This is a genomic window from Ignavibacteriota bacterium, from assembly GCA_016218045.1.
Classification (GTDB): Bacteria; Bacteroidota; Ignavibacteria; order SZUA-365; family SZUA-365; genus JACRFB01.
This window is the reverse complement of record JACRFB010000040.1, coordinates 122,205-139,272: the sequence shown is the minus strand read 5'-3', so window position 1 is coordinate 139,272 and position 17,068 is coordinate 122,205. Positions and strand designations below refer to the sequence as shown.

The following is a 17,068-nucleotide window of genomic DNA, read 5'->3' as shown; positions in this document are numbered from 1 at the left end:
CGCTACGAATGTCGTGCTTGTAATATTATCCTGTTCCACGAGAAAGTCAACGAAGATTCCGCGGTGGAGGAGCCGCTTTTCGTGACGGCCGTCCGTGGAATGTGCGCCATGCGTATGAGGCGGGACGGCCGCCCCATCCAATCGTCTAATCGTCCAATCGTTTGACGGGATACCGTCGCGCTTCGACTTCGCTCAATGGGACTCGACGTCGCTGTATCGCTCTCCCTCTTCACCAAAAAATAGGGTCAGGAGCCGAAAGATGCTCCTGACCCTTTTTCAACAAGGGGTGAGAGGAAACTACTTCACGAGTGCCATCTCACGCTGGAGAGTACGACCGAGATGTTCCAGGCGGTACATGTAGATGCCGCTCGGGAGCGACGATGCAAGGAAGCCCGCGCTGTACACACCGGCGCTCTGCACTTCGTTGACAAGTGTTGCGACTTCGCGCCCGTACATGTCGTATACGCGCAACGTCACATGGCCATCTTCGGGTATGCGGTAGCGGATGACGGTGGAAGGATTAAACGGATTCGGGAAATTCTGCTCGAGAGACAGCGCGGCAGGCACCGCGTCGTTTTCGCGCACTGTCCCCTGTTTGTAGAAGGGCACAAACACGGGCACACTGCGCATGCTCGTGTTCGATGCGGCGTCCGATGCGCGGTAGGTGACCGTGTACATGCGTCCCGCGCCGTAATCGGCGCGTTCCGCGCGCAACTGGAAGCTCGTCCCTGATGCGTTCTGGATGTCGTTGGGCAGATCCCCCGGACCGGTTCCCGCATCCGGTTCATTGCTCGTGATCGAGGCCAGGGCGTAGCTGCTGCTGCCGCAGTTGTCGGTCACCGAGATGATCGCCTGTACTGAGCGCATGCTGTGATCCGGCGGTGTGAGAACCGAAGGGTTCGCGAGAAGCACCACGATTTCGGGGCGTGTTGTGTCGACAACGGTAACCTGCTGCGTCGCTGTTGCCGTGTTGCCCGAACCGTCGGTGGCCGTCCAGGTGATGAGCGTGTTGCCCACGGGGAATTGTGCGGGCGCATTGTGGACCAATGTCACCGCGCCGCAGTTGTCCGTTGCGCGCGGCATGCCGAGCGACACCGACGACGACGAACGCGCACAGGACCATGGATCGTTCTGCACCGTCACTGGCACGGGTGCTGTGATGGACGGCCGTTCGGTGTCGTTGATCGTGACCGTCTGTGTTGCGGTGGCGGTGTTGCCCGCCGCGTCGCGCGCGGTCCATGTGACGGTGGTCACACCCTTCGGGAAGGAGACAGGCGCGTTGTTGAAGAAGGTTACGCCTGCGCAGTTGTCGGACACGGTTGGTGTGCCGAGGGATAGTGTATGTGCCGGGCGGCTGCAGAGCCCGGCGCTGGTCGGTGCAGACAAGGCCACGGGCGCCGTGATCGTCGGCGGCTGTGCGTCGAAGATGATGACCTTCTGCGTTTTGTTTGTGACGTTGTTGCTGGCGTCGCGCACGGTCCATGTGACGAGTGTCGTGCCCACGGGGAACGAGGCCGGCGCGTTGTGTGTCACGGTGTACGGGCCGGGACAGTTGTCCGTCACGACGGGGGTGCCGAGCGTGAGACTCGATGCCGCGCGTGTACACGCGTTCGGATCGGCCGCGGCCTGTATGTTCGCGGGTGGTAGCAATCGCGCGGGTTCGACATCGTTGATGGTCACAAGCTGTGTGGCGGTGCGCACGTTGCCTGAGGCGTCGGTCGCCGTCCATAACACCGAAGTTGTACCCTTCGGGAAAAACGACGGCGCATTGTGTGTCATCGTCAGTCCCGTGCAATTGTCAGATGCGACGGGGGTGCCGAGCACCACGGTGCCTCCGTCCCGTCCGCACTGGCGCGTGTCCGTCGGCAGTGTCAATGCGGTCGGCGCGGTGAGCGACGGCAGGACGAGATCCTTCGAGACTGTTGCCGGTGTTGTTGTACCGGTGCCGCAGGACGAGGTGAAACGGGCCTGGAACTGTTTGAGGTGATCGGCCGTGCTGAACGTGAACGAGTAGGTCGGATTTGTGGCGCCCGAAACGTTTGTCCAGTTGGCTCCGCCGTTTGTGCTTACTTCCCACTGCACGGGAGGCGATCCGAGCGCGGCCGCCGTGAGCGTGACGGTGCTTCCCGGGCACAGGTCGCTCTGGCTTGTTGGATTCTGCGTGATGGTCGGCGCCACCGACATGTTCAGTACCGCGGGATTCGTGACCGCAGGGGGAGAACACATGCCCGTGACAACGCAGCGGTATTGATACCCCGCCATGCCGGAGGCAACGCCGGTAATGCTCATCGTCGGGGTTGTGACATTGGAATACGGCGTCGTGTTGCTGAGTGGCGTGAATCCCGAGCCGGTATTGACTTCCCACTGATACCCGATCGATGTTCCCGATGCGGTGGTGGAGAAACTCGCATCACCACCCGCGCACACGTTAACCGTGGCGGGATGATTGCCGATCGAGGGCAGGGTATACACGGTCAAGGGCGCGTGGGTTGAAATTGCCGGCGGCGAACACGCGCCCGTTGCCACGCAGCGGAATACGTATCCGTTCATCGACGTGGTGACGGCCGAAATACCGAGCGCTGGAGTGGTGACGCCGCTGTAAGGCGGCGTGTTGCTCAGATTCGTAAATCCACTGCCTTGGTCCACCTGCCATTGCAGGCCCACAGTGGCACCCGTTGCTATTGCAGCGAATCCCGCTGGCTGTCCGGCGCATACTCCTGTTCCCACGGGATTGCCGGTAAACTGCGGTGCCGCGGTGGTGGTCAGTGTCGCCGCAGCCGAGGTGTCGCTGCTGCAGGTGTTCGTCCAGATGGCGCGGAATTGATAGCCGTTCTGGCCGCTGGTCGCGGTGAATGAGAGCGTCGGTGTGATACCTCCCGGCCAGGCGGACCAAATACCGGAGCTGCTTGTCCGATATTCCCAGACCACGGACGGCGAGGGCGAACCGGCAGCGCCGCTGGTGAAGCTCGCCTGTGTGCCGACGCAGACGGGCGCATCCGCGGGATCGACCGACACCGACACCACCGTGCAGGGCGGATCGATCAGCGACTGGTACAGTCCGCGGCCGTGTGTGGCCGCGCGCAGATAGCGTGTGCTGCCGTACGCGGCGATGTCGATGTCCATTGCGGGGACAAACGGCATGCCCGTTCCCTCGCGTGTCCACGTGGCGCCGTAGTCTGTGGAGTGGTATACGCCGAAGTCGTTCGCGATGTAGTACTCGTTGGGGTAGGAGGGGTCGACCACCACGTCGTTGTGCGGCACGTTCGGGAGATTGCCGCTCACATTCGTGAACGTGGCGCCCATGTCGGTGGTGCGGAACAGTTTTTGGCCCGCGATAAAGCCGGAACGCACCACGAAAAAGGTGCCCGCCTGCGTCGGGTGAAAGTACACACGCGGCACATACCGCGTTGTCCCCGGGATGTTGCCCGAGACGGTGGTCCATGTCGCGCCGCTGTCCTGCGACACGCGCACGAGACCGAGATTGCTGAACGCGTCGTTGGCGGCAAACACCATCTGTGCCGGGTTCGACGGGCTCAGATCGAGAGAGACGATGTAGTCCGACGCGACACTCGACGCAATGGTTGTGAAACTGGCGCCGGAATTTGTGGACTTGCGGACGGACGTGTTCGCGACAAACAGAGTCTGGCTGTTTTTCGGGTGCAGCACCAGCGGCGAGAGCCAGCCACCCCCGGTGTAGACCATGCCGCCGAAGGTGGCGCCGCCGTTGGTGGATTTCATGTGGTTGCCGGTCTGCGTGGACATGTACACGATGTTCGTGTTGCCGGGATCGATGGCGCAGTACATGCCGTCGCCGGTCGTCACGCCCTCCCAGGGACCCGAGCCGCCGTTTGTCGTGCGGTAATTCCCGTTGTCCTGGGCGCCGCCGATGATGAAGTTCGGGTCGGTAGGGTGCGAGGCGAAACGGTAGAACTGAATCGTGTTGATGCCGTTGTTGACGTCGAACCAGGTCGCGCCGGCATCCGTGGATTTGTACACGCCGCCGTCGCTGCCGATATACGCGACATTGGGATTCGACGGTGAGAAGCGGATGATGTGATAGTCGACGTGGCAGGGGCTGTACCAGGCGCCCGAGGGATTTGTACGGAGCACGTTCATCGACGCGCCGTTTGTGGCGCGGAACAGCTCCATGTTGCCCGTCATCACGATGTTGGTATCGGTCGGGTGTGCCGCGACGCAGAGGTCGTACCAGCCCTGATCGCTCCAGCCGCCGCCGTAATTGCCGCCGAGTTGTGTGCCGACCGACACCTGAAACCAGCCCGCGCCGCCGTCGGTGGTTTTGTATAGACGTGTCGTGCCGTTGTATATGATCGAGTACATCGTGGCGGGACGCGCGGGCGACTGCGAGACCTGTATGCGACCGATGCTGGTCCCTACGGGCAGGCCTGCGCTGGAAAGCGACCATGTGGCGCCATTGTCGGTGGAGCGGTACACGCCGGATCCGGCATGTGCGCCGCCGATGGCCGCGTAAATGTAGCCGGCGGAATCGGGATGCACCCACACATCGTGGGCATCGGACTGATTCAGCACGCGTGTCCACGTCGTGCCTGCGTCGGTGCTGCGCCACACGCCTTCGTTCGTGAGATTGCCGAGATGCCAGTAGCCGCTCCCGAGCGCCGCGAACACCACGTTGGAATTGTGACGGCTGACAGCGATGGCGCCGAATTGTGTCTGCGAACCGAAACCGTTGGTGATGTTGGTCCATGTCGCGCCCGCGTCTGTGCTCTTGAACATGCCGCGACCGTCGTACAGCCAGGGGTTGGTGGAATACAGCACCTCACCGCCGCCCGCGTACACGGTATTGGGATTGTTCGGATCGATCGCGATGGCCCCGTACGTAAGGGATGCGAGACTTGCGCCGATGTCCGACCAGCTCGATCCGCCGTCGGTGGTTTTCCAGAGTCCTCCGGCTGCCGCGCCGATGTACGCGATGTTTTCGTTGGTGGGATGTATCGCGAGCGCGCGCACGCGGCCGCTGGAAGTGCCCCACCACGACCCTGTGAGTCCAGGGCGCCCGTCGATGCCGGCCGGTCCGAGCGCGGACCAGCTCAACGAACCGGGCGCGGTCATGAGGCGGTTCTTTTTCTGCGCGCGTCCCGCGGCCGCCTGTTCCTTCGCCAGTTCGCTGGTGAGGATGTCGTGGTACTGCTGATTGGTTTTTTCGTCGATGTTCAGGAGTCCCCGCTGTCCGAGAAACCACTCCATGCGTTTATATGATTTGCGCTGTCGCGCGGAATCGAGCTGCGTTTTCCAGTCGGGCGCGTCGGGCCAGGTGTCGCGCCACTGGTCGCTTGTGGATGCGGGCGGTTTGACCTGCGCGGAAACGTTCCGCGTGGGAAGCAGGAGGAGGAAGGCGGCGGTACCAAGCACAACCGCGTACATCCGGCGCATAGATGCCATACGGATCCCAGTGTATGTGAATGAATGAGGAGTCGGAAATACCAGTGTTATGGCGCAGCGACGGTGATGACGAAGCGCATCGTGTCGGCCGTGCCCGCACGCAGGGTGGTCTCGCGGCTCTCCGCCTGCGCATCCAGACAGCGCGCGGTGACGCGGTACCGTCCCGCGGGCAGTGTGGTCGTGAACATGCCGTCATTGTCGCATTTTCCGAGTGCGATAGGACGGCCTTCATCATCCTGTACGTCGACCGCGGCGCCTTCGCAGGGCCGCGCTTCCGGTGCGGGCATGTCGGGCAGCGCAACGCCGGGCAGCAGACGCATACGCACCTGCACATGTAGCGTGGCGGTATCGCGCCGTGACGTGGAAGCACCCGGTGGTGATGCGCAGGTGCAGCAGGCCAGCAGCATCGACGCCGCCAGCAACCCCAGCACACCCGTGAACGGATAGTCTTTACCACGCGACATACACTGCCGTTTGCCCGTCAAAGCGCCCTCTCGAAAGTATAGGATAATTGCCGTGACAATATTGGCCGAGGGCTGCAGAATTGCAAGCCGCTGCAAGCCACTGCGAGGTGGTGACGAGCGAGGAGCGACGAAGGGCGAGAATCGGATAAAGTAATCCGTCTTTGTGTTATAAAATGATGTGCCTCAATGGAATAACATAGGACAGAGAAGTATATTGAATCGGAACAGCATTGATTCGTCGCGGGGGGGTTATGTGTTCGTGGTACCTTTCTCAAAGATCGAAATTCGCCCTGGTCTGCATCGCTTTTTTCGTTTGCATGCCGTTGAACGCACAGACGTACCGATACGACGCATGGCGGATACTGATCCACGCCATGTGGGATCAGTATGAGTATTACGACACCCATAGCGATGGTGCGGGAAGTATGTGGTACGCATACAAACAGTACAACGCGTCACCGTCGCAGACCTCGATCGTCAATCTGGCGCACTACTCCGATTTCGACAAGGATGCCCTCCATATCCGCAATCTCTCGATCGAGGATGTGTTTCGTGTCGTCGATCAGGGCCCGCGAGCAGCTTTTCTTGTGTGGCTGTCGATGACCGGTTCCACAGCGGGCATCAATATCCACCTGCTGAGATCAAACGGCGAACGACCATTTGGCCTGGGCGGTGTGTCGCTTCCCGGAACAGCGGGCGCGCACAAGATGGATGTTGCGCGAGGTGCCGAAGACGGGCTGGTTCTGGTATGGAGCACGTCGAGCTCGCTGCGCGCACAGATGCTTGATCGGAGAGGTGCGTCTCTCTGGAGTGGTGATGGTGCTGATGTGGCCTCGGCAATCCACGCCACGACATCGATCCAAGACATCGATATTGTGGCTGCCCCCGGAGGAGGAGCCTATGTCGGATGGATTGAGATTCCAGCGGGCGGCGGCGGATCGGTGTGTCGCGTGCAGCGGCTCGGCATCGATGGCGCGCGCACGTGGTCCGACTCGGGAATCGCTGTGGGGACCACATCCGGGATCATGGATCTGCACTGTCTCGCTGCTGACGGAGACGGTGGATTAATCGTATCATGGCTCCAAGACAGCGCGGTGTATCTCCAGTACATCACGGACGATGGGAAACCGAAGCTCGCCAACGGCGGGTTTCCGTTAGGCGATGCACGACGAGGAGTACGTGTTGCCTCGGACGCCAAGGGTGGGATGCTGACGTTTGACGGGCAGTCGGTTCGCCGCTACGGACCGGGGCTCCGCGAGTTGTGGGGGGGCACTGCCTCAATCTTCACTCCACGACCATACGATGAAACACGGCTCCGTGTGTCGCCCGATGGGAAGGGCGGCGCGCTTGGCGTGTGGATCGCATCGCCTGGTGTTATCATGATGCAGTGGATAGACTCCACGGGACGGCGCCGCTTCGACGGACGAATGGCCCTTGTATGGTACACGGACTGGTACACCGTGGATTTATTGGAGCCGGTAGCGTATGCCACGCAGGCGGCGATTTTTCGATGGACGACTCGCACCTTCTTCGGACATCGTGAACTACATTTTGCTGCCTTTGTCGATTCCTCGTATTCGAATCCGCTCGATTCCATTCTCACCGAGGTACGAGAAACGGGCGGTGTCTCCGGATTCTCTTTCGGTCTTACGCCCACACCCGCTCATGGACACGGTTTGTGGAGTGTGTCACTGGAACGGGCTGCGCATGTGCGGATCGATCTCTTTGATGTACATGGTCGTCATGCGGCCACCCTCTGGAATGGGACATTGCCTGAAGGTACACAGCACGGCGAAACGGATTTCAACGGCATTGCGCCCGGCGTATACTTTGCCACATGTATCGCGGGAAATCAGCGTCGGATGCAGCGCCTGCTTCTGCTGAGATAATTCGGGTGTACTCGGTCGGCGCAAAGGTAATCCGACTTCGTGTTGCATCACGGCATGCCGTGATGCAACACACATTCCCATGAAAAGGACGGTCAGTCGCTGCGTCAGCGCTTGAGGATGCGCGCGGTGTGTGTTTTCCCGTCGTGCTGCAGGTGCACGATGTAGATGCCGCGGGGCTGATCGGAGAGATCGATGTGCAGGATTGCGCCCGGGTGTATCGCATCCAGCGCGCGCGTATCGACGATGCGTCCGAGGAGATCGCTGAGTGTGAGTGTGCCTCGGCGAGCATCCGTTGAGAGTGTGATTTGCGCCACGTCCGTCACAGGATGCGGCGCCACAACAAACGCGGGAGTGCGGGGGAGCACTCCTTCATGCGGCAAACCCGTCGTGGTTGTATCGACTGCGTCGATGAGGAGGAGCCTTTGACAGAACGGCCAGAGAGTTCCGTCCTTCCCATACGCAATGACGTTGAGCCACACGACGCGGCGTTTGCGCCTTGGTTCGACCTGGATGATCCATGAAACCCGCAGGGTATCGCCCGCATGAAAGCCCGGCTCAATGGACCGCACGGCCGGAGTGGACGCATCGAAGATCAAGCCCTCATTGGTTTCCGCGGAGAGTGTGATGATGGATAGTCCGTCGTACGTCCGTGCCCCGGCGTTGCGCAGAGCGAAGGTGGCCGTGAACGGATTCGGGGTGAGGGCGCGACGGTCCGGTGTGGCGGCAATGGAATCGGGCAACGTGAGGTGCTGTACCACCTCGAGGCGGGGGATGGGTGGTTGCAGGGTGATGCCCGCGCTGCGACGGACACTGTCGAGCGGCGTCCCATTCGACGCAATGGCACCGACAACAACAGCGACACTGAGCGGCGATGGAGCGTAGGTGGTATCAACGTAGCGCAGCGTCCACGACACGCGCGGGACCGTGTCGCCGGGGCTCCACGGATGGAGCGGCGTCGGCAGTTGTACGCGCAGACGCTGGCTCGTATCCGCGAGAACGACGTTCTTCGGCAAAGAGAGGAACGCGCTCGCGCCGAGTGCATCGTCACCTCCGCGATTCACGCATGTCAGCGTGACCGTGAACGGATTGGGTGTGTAGCGGTCCTCGGACTCGAGGTATTGGAGCGAATCCGGAAGAGTCAGCGTGGGATCCAGCACCACGCCTTCAATGGAGGGAATGACAAGCGCGACGGAATCCACGATGCTTTCCGCGCCCTTCGACCACACGCGAACGAGGAGAGTGTACTCGTGTGCCACCAGCGCGATCGGATGCCAGAGCATCCACGTTATCGTATCGGCTTCGCCCCCACGAAGGGCTGCGTGTGTCGGACTCCTGCGTTTCCCGCCCGGTCCTGACGAAGGGTGCAACACCAGGTCGTTGGAAACGCCGGAGCGTGCGTGGATTTCAAGTTCCAGAAACACGGAATCGCTGCTCGATGCGGCTCTGTTCCGCACCATGCAGCGCAGAGGGAAAGGCATCGGGCGGTAGCGGAGCTGCTCGTAATCGGCAATGATCTCGCGCGGCGCCTCCAGGCACATGCAGAAGATCGCATGTACGGAGGGTATCATCGACGCGGTATCGCAGGGACAGGGCGTGTCGGTACCCTGTCGCGCCGGGGAGTGTTGCGCCAGACATGCGAAAAGAGGAAGCGTGGCGACGAGGAGGACCACGATGAGACATCGCCGACCTGCGTGATCGTCGTGATCCGTGTGATACTCCCTGCCAGGGAAACCGAGACCGACGAGGGCGCGGCCAATCCGTCGCGTCAGAACGTGGAGGTACATGCTCGATCCTTGTCGTATACCCCTTCGACACCTGAGACGCGTCGATCCTGACAAAAAAACGTAGAGGCGGCCACGCCGCCCGCGCGTGATCGGACGACCGGGACGGCCGTCCCTCGTTGGGACCCGTTTCCCCACCGGCGCAGATCACACATACCCAGCGCAATCCACATGCAGCGTTAACACAAATCCGCCCACTCCGCGCCGACAACACCGAGCAGATCCGCGGGGGCGAGAAACATCTGCAAGCCGCGCTGGCCGGCGCTGGCGTAGATGCGATCGAAAAGCTGCGCGGTCTCGTCGATCCACGTGGGGTACTGCTTCTTCATGCCGATGGGTGAACAGCCGCCGCGCACGTAGCCCGTGAGTGGTGTGAGTTCACGCAGGTGTATCAGCTCCACGCTCTTGTTGCCGCTGGCCGCTGCGGCCTTTTTCAGGTTCAGCTCGAAGGGTCCCGGAATCACGAACACACACAGCCCCGTCTTGTCGCCCCGTGCCACAAGCGTCTTGAACACACTCTCGGGTTCGGCGCCGATTTTCACGGCGACGGAAACCGCGTCGAGCGCGTCTTCGTCGACGTCGTACTCGACGGCGTCGTAGGCAACACCGTGCGCGTCGAGGATTCTAAGCGCGTTCGTTTTTGTCACAGAGAGATTGAACCTTCCACATTGCTACGTTGCTTGGTAGAGAGAGGCTGCAACCTACTCGGTCAGACTGTACTTTCCACCTGGCCACTTTGCTACGTGCGGCACTGTCAGCTTGCAGCGGGTCATTCCGCGCTGCAACTCACACGGAGTTGTCTAACGCCAGCGCCACACGCCCGGCTTGCGGGGACGCGCGACGGGCTCGTCGGATTTTACGATGATGCGCGGATCGGCGGGCGCGGGCGCGGTGGAGAAGCCGGCGCCGACAGCGACGGAGGGCGCCTTCTTCTCGCCCATGGCGCGGAAGCCGCGCTCGGCGGCGGCGATGATTTCGGGACGCAGACCTTCGCGCGCCACTTCCTCGAGGAAGGCGCGGCGGCCCTGGATCAGATCCTTCACATAATAGTCGAGCTGCTCGGGCGTGTAGAGCTTGCGCGGATTCCACTCGTCGAGCGAACGCCCGTCGGCTTCCACGATCTCGAGCGTGCCGAGCAGACCCTTCTCGTACTTGTTCGTGCCACGCAGGTCGCCGCGCTGTATGGCCGCCATCAAATCGAGAGGCACACGGTCGGTCTTGCGGATGAGTTTCTTGACGGTCTTGCCGTTCTCCTCGTGCGTCTCGATGATCTCACCCATGCCACCGGTGTTGTAGATCATGAAGTGCACCTTGCCGGGGTAGCGCGTCGAGAGTTTCATCGCGATGTCGTAGAAGCGGTTCACCTTGCGCGCGCGGCTGCCGATGATGAAGTCGTCGGTGCCGACGATGCGCACGGACTCGCCTGCCTTCAGCGGATTCGCGGCGAAACTCAGCGTGCTCTCGCCGAACAGATAGGCCAGCGCGCCCTGCTCGGGTGTGAGCTTCTGCGCGAAGGGCATGATGGTGTTGCGGCGCGTGATGAAGGCGAAGATGAGCCCGTCGGTTTCGTCGAGCGGCGGGAGGTTGATGGTCTTCGCCATGATCGACAGCAGTTTGCCGTCGCGTTCCACCGCCAGCTTGTCCTTGCGGATGACGGCGCGGCCGTTGCCGCACATCGATTCGTCGAGCCACTGTATGGCTCCGTCGGCTGTCACCATCACGTTTTCCAACAGCGCGCTCTTGTCGACCAGCGAGTGCCACATCGCCTCCTGCTGGTCCTTCACGATGTCGGTCTTCACATAGTAGTTCGCCTCGCTGCCATAGGCCGATCCGTCGTCCTTCAGGAAGCAGATGTCGTCCTGCGACACGTACGTCATCTCGCCGCGCTTGTGATCCATGCCGAGCTGATGGCAGCTCCACGTGCTCTTGCCCGTCGCCGTCATGCCGAAGAGGATCACGCCGTACTTCTTGAGTTCGTTCGTGCGCGCGTCGCGTGCAACCACCACCTTCGAACCCGCGTGCAGACCGAGCATGCCCTTCTCGTCCGCCAGCCACATGGCCTGGCGCAGGAAGCCCTTTTTCTCCTCGCCGAGATAGTCGGAGCCGAGGCAGATGTTCAGGTTGTACTCGGGCATCGTGAGGATCTGCTGCCGCGAAGTGTGCTCCTCGGGGATGTGGATCATCGTGATGTTCGGTCCCGGACGTCCCGCGGGATCAAAGAGCAGACTGCCCCACATGTACGGCAGACGGATGTTGCGCGGATCCTTCACGCAGGTGTAGATCGTGCAGGTCGGATTGAAATCGGGATTGTCGCCCATCTGCCGCGTCAGTTTCACGAAGGGAAGCGTGCGCAGCCACACGAGCACCTTCTTCAATTCCTCCGGCGCGTTCTTGATGATCTTGTCCTGCTCGGGCGTGGTGATGGGCAGGCGCACACGCTCCGTCCCGAGATACACCGTCTTGCCGGCCAGGCGCGAACTCTGCACCGAGTGCCACACGTGTGACCCGTTCGCCGTCTTCTGCGCAAACTCCCGCGCCCGCGGCTCGAGCCACTTGATGTCGACCTCGCGGATGTTCGGACCTTTGAGGGCGTCCTGAAGTTCTTCGTAGAACTTGTCGTAGTACGGAACGTCAAAGATGTCTTTGGCCATTGTATTCAGAGCTTGTGGACGGTGGAAGAGGAGCTGGGAGTTAGGATCGAGGAGCTGGGAGCTAGGAGCTAGGAGCTGGGAGTTCGGAGGTGAATCATGCTATCTAATGCAGTGTGCATGTACTCCATGTACCCCATTCACCCCATTCTACTTTACAAGGTCGAGCACTTTGCGTGTCAGTTCCGTAAGTGTGCTCGAGCCGACATTGAGCTGCCACACGTCGGCCGCGCGGAAAAGCTTGTTGAAGGAGCGTTTCTGCAGTTCGCTGCGTTCGCTGCCCGCGGAGAGCAGATGCGGGTTGTAGAAGGGCTCCTGCTTGCCGCCCGAGGCGCCTGCGGGATAACCGTTTTCGATGATGTGCATCGCGTCTTCGGCGTCGAGCTTCTGCGCGGCCGTTGTTACGGGATCGTTGCGGAGGATGAAGACAAACCGCGTGTCGATGCGTTTCACATGGCGGTTCATGCCGCCGATCCAGTACGGATCGAGCATCGCGTGGCTCTTTTTTGCGCAGTCGTAGCTGTACGGCGCGCCGCTGTTGAGCGGACACGAATCCGTCAGCTTGTGTGTTTCGTTCCGGCAATCCTCGGGCTTCATCGTCACGTTCTCGCACTTGCTCTTGTCGAAGAGACGCGCGAGTGGTTCGTACGCGGCCGTGGTGTTGGTCGGGATGTAGAGCTTGCGCTCGGGATTGTCGGCGGCCGCAATGCCGCCGCCGTGACGCAGGAACACGTAGTCGGTGCCGTGTAGTGCCGCGGCGGGTTCCTCGGAAAGGATGCGCCACACCAGCTCGGTCTTTTTTGTGCCCGAGGGTCCGATGAACAGCGCGCCGGCGCCGTTGATGTCGAGCGACATACAGCGCACACCGTGCACGTCGAAGAGCCGTTCGGCCACGTCGGTCGTGAGGCCGAGCGCGAGCGAGCGTAGCGAGCCGTAATGGTCGCAGTTGAAGAGCAGGCCCGTCTTTGTGTCGGAATTATAGAAGGCGTGCGGCTCGCGTCCGGTCACACCGTCGACGGCGTAGATGATTCCGTGCGGTTCGATGTCGGATTCGAGCTGCGCTGGATACCAGTTCTCCATCCAGAAGTCGTACAAGTGGGCGACATTCGTGCGGAGCTGCACGATCATGCCGTTGATGTTCGCGTTCCACTCGTGGTAACTCGAATAGTGGAGATGCGCCTCGGCTTCGGCCACCAGCGCATCGCGCCGTTCGATCGTCACCTTCGCATCCACCGGTGCCTCGTGTTTCACGACGGTTTCGGTATTGGCGAGACGGATGAGCTTGCGTTTTGGCGCGGGTTTCAGTTTTGCGAGGGCATCGGTGATGCGCGCGAGGCCTTTCTCGAGATTCTGCATCGAGGTCGCGTAGCTGATGCGGATGAACTCGTCCGAACCGAACGCCTCGCCCGCGATGATCGCCACGTGCGCGTGTTTGAGCAGGTAGTACGCCATGCCGTAGCTGTTGCGTATCGGCACGCCCTCGAATTCCTTTTCGTAGTACGACGACACGTTCGGGAACGCATAGAAGGCGCCGCGCGGCATCGGGCACGACACGCCGGGGATGCTCTGCAGTTTGTACACGACGTAGTTGCGGCGTTTTTCGAACTCGGCCGCCATCTTCGAGATTTCGTATTGCGGACCCTTGTACGCCTCGAGCGCGGCGCGCTGCGAAATGGAGCTTGGATTCGACGTGGCGTGGCTCTGTACCTTCGCCATCGCCGCGATGACGTCCTTCGGTCCCGCCGCCCAGCCGATGCGCCAGCCGGTCATGGCATAGGCCTTCGAGACGCCGTCGATGGTGATGGTGCGTTTTTTCACCTCGGGTCCGAGTGTCGCGAAGCGTGTGAACTTGAGCGAGTCGTACATCAGCTTGCCGTAGATCTCATCGGCGATGACGTAGATGTCTTCCGACACGATCACATCGGCGATGGCCTCGAGTTCCTCGCGCGTGTAGCCGCCGCCCGTCGGATTCGACGGGTTGTTGAGGAACACGGCGCGCGTGCGCGCGGTGATGGTGTCGCGCAGCGCGTCGGGATTCAGGCGGAAGCCGTCCTCCTCGCGCGTCTTGAGTATGACCGGCGTGCCGTTTGCGAGTTTCACCATCTCGGGATACGAGACCCAGTACGGCGCGGGAATGATCACCTCGTCGCCGTCGTTCACGAGCGCCATCATCGCGTTGTAGAGCGAATGTTTTGCGCCGTTCGAGACGATGATCTGCGACGGTTCGTACTCGAGTCCGCACTCGTCCTTCACCTGCTGCGCGATGGCCTTGCGCAGGGGCAGTATGCCTTCGCTCGCGGTGTACTTGGTGAAATTCTCGTCGATGGCCTTCTTCGCCGCATCACTGATGTGGCGCGGTGTCGGGAAGTCCGGCTCGCCCACGCTCAGGTTCACGACGTCGATTCCCTCCTCGCGCATGGCCTTGGCCTTGGCGTCCACCTTCAGGGTGGGGGAGGTTCCGATGAGGTTGATTCTATCTGCGGTCACGGGTTGCTTCCGGGAAAGTAGTCGATGGAGTGATAGTGCAGTAGTTGGGTGAAAGCTGCGTCAGGAGTAAGGAGGAAGGAGACAGGAGTTGGGCACTCCGTGTAATCAGGCCTCTCCGCCGAGTTTCTCGCGCAGATATTTGGCGAGGTCGACTCCGGTGAGCGATTTGACAACTTCGGGAACCTGCGACAACACATCGGCGATCTGTCCGGTGATCTGCGACGTGCCGAGCTTGCCGTCGCTGCCGCCGATAAGGGTGATCTTGTCGATGCGCGAAAGCGGTTCGGCCACGTTCTTTGTCAGTTCGGGAAGAATGTCGACGATCATCTGGTACATGGCGGCCTGGTTGTACTGCTCGTAGGCCTTCGCCTTTTCCTTCATCGCGTCGGCTTCGCTGGCGCCCAGCAGTTTGATACGTTCGGCCTCGACGGCATTCTCGCGCGCCCGCGCGGATGCGCGTGCTTCGGATTCCTTGCCCACGCGGAAGCTCTCGGCCTCGGCCTCGGACTGTATCTGCGCCCTGCGCGCCTCGGCCGGCTTGATGATGTTCGCCTCGAGTTCCTTCTCCTTGCGGAGGATTTCCTCGGTCTGCACCTTCGCCTGTTCCTGCGTCTCGATGATCTTCACCTTGTACTCTTCCACCTTCACTTCCTGGGCAAGGCGGTAGCGCTCGAGTTCGTAGGTGACGTCGGCCTTTGCACGGACCTTGTTCACGTTGATCTGCGAATTGGCCTTCAGTTCCTCGTTCTTCCAGTTGCGTCCGGCCACTTCCGCGTCGGCGGTCAGTTTGGCGATGTCGGCTTCCTTCTTGGCCTGTGCAGCGTAGATGGCCGCGTCGCGGTCGTACTCGGCCTGCTTGATCGCAGCGTCGCGCTTGGCGGCTGCGACCATCGGCTTCGACAGCGCGTCGAGGTAGCCCTGCGTGTCGCTGATGTCCTTCAATGCGAAGGAGAGCATCACGAGGCCCATGCTGGCGAGATCGCGCACCACGGCGTTGTACACACGCTGCGCAAATTCCGCGCGGTTCTGGTACAGTTCGGCCACCGTCATGCTGCCGATGGTTTCACGCACCTTGCCTTCGAGCACGGTCTGGGCCACTTCGCGCACGGCGTCGGTGCCGCCCGCGAGAAAGTTCTGCGAGGCGAGGAAGATCGCGTACTCGCTCGTATCGATCTTTACCTGCGCGGAGGATTCGGTCACGATGGCGATACCGTCCTTCGACAGCACTTCCGGTGTCTTGATCGCAAGACTCACAACCTCGATCGGCATGGCGCTGGCCTGTGCCGTGAACGGGTTCACGAAGGCCGCGCCGCCGATATGGAAGCGATAGCCGATTTCCTGCTTGGTGCCGTCGGGGGTGGTGATGACGCTCGAGCGTCCGGACACGACCAGCACTTCGTTCGGGCCCACTTTCCTGTATTGCCGGGTCATCCAGAAGACGAATCCCACGATCGCTGCGACGACGACAACAATGATGATGAGCACGGTGACTGACATGAATGCCTCCAGAGGTTATGCGGAAATAGATCGCGAATGTCGAGGGAAGGGGAGAGGGGGGAGTGGGGAAGGAGAGCGCATCGTGTGGATGCAGGTGCGTGATAGTGGTCCTGCAAACTTACCATGCGGAAGCGAAAGGAAAAAGTGTCGCGATCCCCGTCCACTTTCCCCTTTCCCTTGCGTAGATTACACGATGTTCCGCATGACACTCGTACTTCTTTTAACAGCGGCAGCGATAGCCGCGGGGCAGAAGGGATGGAAGACCTTCGAAGGCGCGTGGTTTACCATCGAATATCCGCGGGAGTTTGTGGCGCGCGTGTCGCTAAAAAGCGCCACAGGGATCGGCGCCGAGAGTGTGTTTTTTGCCTCTCCCGACGGTGCGGTGGAATTCTACGTCTTTTCGCCCCAATGGTCGGGCGAACCTGTCGACATTCTGCTCAATGAACGCCGCGAGAAAGTGGTGACACGTTCGGAACAACAGATCGATCAATACACTGTGACTCTCGTGACCATCGCCGACCGGGGCGGACGCTACACACGTTCCTACCGCGACATCATTACGGAAAACACACGTGTCGTTTTCGGCATTAAATACCGCCGCGCCGAGGACCTGGTCCGCTTCCGTCCCGCCTTCGAACGATTTAAAAAATCACTGCGGCAATTCGCGGATTGAGGGTGGGATCGATTCTGTTGTCCGTTTCGACGCTTCGGGCGTAGGGTCTGCTCCGTTGTGTGTGAGGATACAGGAGACAGGAGACAGGAGACAGTCGCCGAGTCAACTCGTTCCTCCTGTCTCCTTCCTCCTGACTCCTAACACTCGTGTGAGGATTTGGTACCCGGTAGATGGGTAGTTGGTAGATGGGTAGATCAGTAGATCGATCTGC

Annotated in this window: 9 protein-coding genes; 2 read left to right on the top strand and 7 right to left on the bottom strand. The window is 61.0% G+C overall.

Features of this window, described 5'->3' with window-relative positions:
• Nucleotides 1-297: 297 nt before the first annotated feature.
• On the bottom strand, nt 298-5,418 hold the full coding sequence (locus HY962_10285; GenBank protein ID MBI5647308.1) for an HYR domain-containing protein: 5,121 nt from the start codon (nt 5,416-5,418) through the stop codon (nt 298-300).
• Nucleotides 5,419-5,465: 47 nt separating this feature from the next.
• Entirely contained in the window at nt 5,466-5,882 is a 417-nt protein-coding gene (locus tag HY962_10280) for a hypothetical protein (protein ID MBI5647307.1), read from the bottom strand.
• Between the two features lie 323 nt (nt 5,883-6,205).
• Between HY962_10280 and HY962_10275 the strand changes: the two genes are divergently transcribed.
• Nucleotides 6,206-7,771: a hypothetical protein gene (locus HY962_10275; protein MBI5647306.1), complete on the top strand. Its 1,566-nt coding sequence runs from the start codon at nt 6,206-6,208 to the stop codon at nt 7,769-7,771.
• Between the two features lie 104 nt (nt 7,772-7,875).
• On the opposite strand, the gene HY962_10270 is transcribed toward HY962_10275, so the two are convergent.
• The 5 genes from HY962_10270 to HY962_10250 all read right to left on the bottom strand — a co-directional run bounded on the left by HY962_10270 (nt 7,876) and on the right by HY962_10250 (nt 16,184).
• The gene (locus HY962_10270; GenBank protein MBI5647305.1) at nt 7,876-9,555 is read right to left on the bottom strand and encodes a T9SS type A sorting domain-containing protein; all 1,680 of its coding nucleotides are present in this window, start codon (nt 9,553-9,555) and stop codon (nt 7,876-7,878) included.
• A 176-nt stretch (nt 9,556-9,731) separates the two neighbouring features.
• Complete coding sequence (ybaK, locus tag HY962_10265; GenBank protein MBI5647304.1) at nt 9,732-10,199, bottom strand: Cys-tRNA(Pro) deacylase; 468 nt, start codon at nt 10,197-10,199, stop codon at nt 9,732-9,734.
• A 153-nt stretch (nt 10,200-10,352) separates the two neighbouring features.
• Complete coding sequence (locus tag HY962_10260) at nt 10,353-12,203, bottom strand: phosphoenolpyruvate carboxykinase (ATP) (protein MBI5647303.1); 1,851 nt, start codon at nt 12,201-12,203, stop codon at nt 10,353-10,355.
• A gap of 147 nt (nt 12,204-12,350) precedes the next feature.
• On the bottom strand, nt 12,351-14,618 hold the full coding sequence (locus tag HY962_10255) for an aminotransferase class I/II-fold pyridoxal phosphate-dependent enzyme (GenBank protein ID MBI5647302.1): 2,268 nt from the start codon (nt 14,616-14,618) through the stop codon (nt 12,351-12,353).
• A 174-nt stretch (nt 14,619-14,792) separates the two neighbouring features.
• Nucleotides 14,793-16,184, bottom strand: coding sequence for a flotillin (locus tag HY962_10250; GenBank protein ID MBI5647301.1), 1,392 nt, complete (start codon nt 16,182-16,184; stop codon nt 14,793-14,795).
• 202 nt (nt 16,185-16,386) lie between these two features.
• On the opposite strand from HY962_10250, the gene HY962_10245 reads away from it, so the two are divergent.
• Nucleotides 16,387-16,857, top strand: a complete 471-nt coding sequence (locus HY962_10245) for a hypothetical protein (GenBank protein ID MBI5647300.1) — start codon at nt 16,387-16,389, stop codon at nt 16,855-16,857.
• Nucleotides 16,858-17,068: the final 211 nt, after the last annotated feature.